4 protein-coding genes are annotated in these 2,032 nt (G+C 49.8%); all 4 read left to right on the plus strand.

Annotation, left to right across the window (positions count from 1 at the left end; all coding sequences use genetic code 11):
• Positions 1-115 precede the first annotated feature (115 nt).
• From ABIE61_RS18675 to ABIE61_RS18690, 4 genes are read left to right on the plus strand one after another with little or no spacing between them, the layout of a single operon-like run.
• Positions 116-544 carry a phage tail tube protein gene (locus tag ABIE61_RS18675; protein WP_354412379.1) on the plus strand — a complete coding sequence of 143 codons (429 nt, stop codon included), beginning with the start codon at positions 116-118 and terminating at the stop codon, positions 542-544.
• 24 nt (positions 545-568) lie between these two features.
• A complete protein-coding gene (locus ABIE61_RS18680) occupies positions 569-925 on the plus strand; it encodes a hypothetical protein (RefSeq protein WP_206834497.1) in 357 nt (118 codons plus the stop codon).
• Between the two features lie 14 nt (positions 926-939).
• Positions 940-1,140: a hypothetical protein gene (locus tag ABIE61_RS18685; protein WP_354412381.1), complete on the plus strand. Its 201-nt coding sequence runs from the start codon at positions 940-942 to the stop codon at positions 1,138-1,140.
• On the plus strand, positions 1,140-1,952 hold the full coding sequence (locus ABIE61_RS18690; RefSeq protein WP_354412382.1) for a hypothetical protein: 813 nt from the start codon (positions 1,140-1,142) through the stop codon (positions 1,950-1,952). Before ABIE61_RS18685 ends, ABIE61_RS18690 begins: the two co-directional genes overlap by 1 nt.
• Positions 1,953-2,032 lie beyond the last annotated feature (80 nt).

A 2,032-nucleotide genomic window follows, 5' to 3' on the forward strand; every position in this document is an offset into this window, starting at 1 on the left:
ATCGAGAATGGCGTCCATATTACCGCCGCAGGCCGCGTGGTTACAGGTGTGTGGAGATGCGAAGCTGAGTTTTAAGTCACGGAATCAGGTGATAGCAAACAAGCGAGGTATCAAAATGCCAATCCCAACACTTAACACCCGTATTTATATCCGTGATGCTGCAGGTACAACGGATATTGAAATCAAGGGCCACACTTCCATCTCGGGGCTTGATGGCGAACGCGCAGAAATTGATGAAACAACCCTTCTGGACGAGGCAGAGGTTGTAGCGCTTGGCATCAAACGCTATGGCTCTGTGTCATTGGCCATGTTCCATGAGCCTGATGATCCTGGACAGCAAGAGCTTGAAGCTGTGTATCAGTCAGGTGAGAAGCGGAAGGTGAGCTGGCTTCTGCCTAACGGAACAGCCCGAGTGTTTGATGCTTACGTGAAAAACTTCCCGTTTGAAAACGGCGAGATCGATAACCGTTATAAATCGACTATCAATGTTCGTGTAAGTGGCGATGTCGTCAAGGTTGAAAACTTCACACCGGCAACACCCTAATAATCTGGATAATAAGAGGTTGGTATGGCAAATCTGACGCGTGATGAAATACTGGGGTCAAATGACCGCAAGACAAAAACCGTGCAAGTATCAGAATGGAAAAAGGGCGGTGTTGTAACTGTCATAACATGGAGTGCAAAACAACGGGATCAGTTTGATACCTATGTTTTCAAAAACCGTGAAAAGGATATTAACCTGCGTGCCGTATTTGCGGCAATCAGCATTATTGATCCTGACACGCGAGAGCAGCTATTTACAGTCGATGACATAGAAGCGCTCGAACAAAAGTCAGAGGCTCCGTTAACCCGTGTGTGGGAGGCCGCAGCAGGTCTTAATCCGGTACTGACAACACAGTTTGAGGAGATCGGAAAAAACTCCTGATCCGGCCGCACAGAATGTTTTTATTCCAGCTGGCGGACCGGCACGGAAAAAGCGTCAGGCAGGTAGAGCAGGAATACCCGCCTGACGAAATACTGGAATGGATTGAGTTTCGGCGCATTCAGGAAGATCAGGAATACAGAGACTTGCTGATGCAGTCGATGCGCACCCCTTCAGAGCAGGCTGACTGGATAGAACGGCAGCTGGGAGAGAAGTAATGAGCAAGGCAAATTTGGCCACGCTGGTGGTGACGCTGGGCGCCAATTCTGCCCAGCTGGTTGAGCAGCTCAAAACCACAAAAAACAGCGCCAAAGAGTGGGCTGGCTCCATGAAGAGCATTGCCTCAAAGGCTGGCATTGCTTTTTTTGGGGCTGTTGCTGCCGCTGGTGCAGCTGGTACGGGGCTTGTTGCAATAGTAGAGAGGCAGGCTGCCCAATTAGATGCCTTGGCGAAAAAGGCGGACAAGCTTGGATTGGGGACTGTTGCGCTTCAGCGCCTTGAATACCAGGCTGAATTGACAGGTGTGTCACAGGATACACTTGGAACCGCTCTACAGCGTATGACTCGGCGCGTGGCGGAAGCCGCCGACGGGACAGGCGAGGCTAAAAAGGCTATTGCTGAGCTTGGGCTGGATGCAGAAAAGCTGGCGAGCATGTCGCCTGACCAGCAGTTTTACGCGATAGCTGAAGCGATGAAAGGCATCCCAGTACAGGGAGATCGGATCAAGCTTGCTATGAGGATTTTTGATACCGAAGGTGTTGGTCTGGTAAACACTTTTGCCGCCAACCTTCAGGATCTTGGCAAAGAGTTCGATGCCCTTGGTGTAGGTATCACAAGACAGCAAGCGGCGGCTGTTGAAGCGTATAACGATGCAAAAACAAAACTAAGCACAATATTTGGAGGTTTTTTTAATAATGTTACTGCTGAGGTTGCGCCGGCATTTCAGTTAATCGTTAATAAAATAAGTGAAACCATTCAAAAGATGGGTGGTGTGCGTGAGGCTGCACAGCAATTCGGTAACCGCCGTTAAAACGACCCACTTGCCCTTAACTGTACTGCGCCACTTTTTTTGAAGTCCGCTCCAGTTCAACATTCCAGGGCAGCAGTCGC

Origin of the sequence: Marinobacterium sp. MBR-111 (assembly GCF_040547585.1) — a bacterium.
GTDB lineage: Bacteria > Pseudomonadota > Gammaproteobacteria > Pseudomonadales > Balneatricaceae > Marinobacterium > Marinobacterium iners.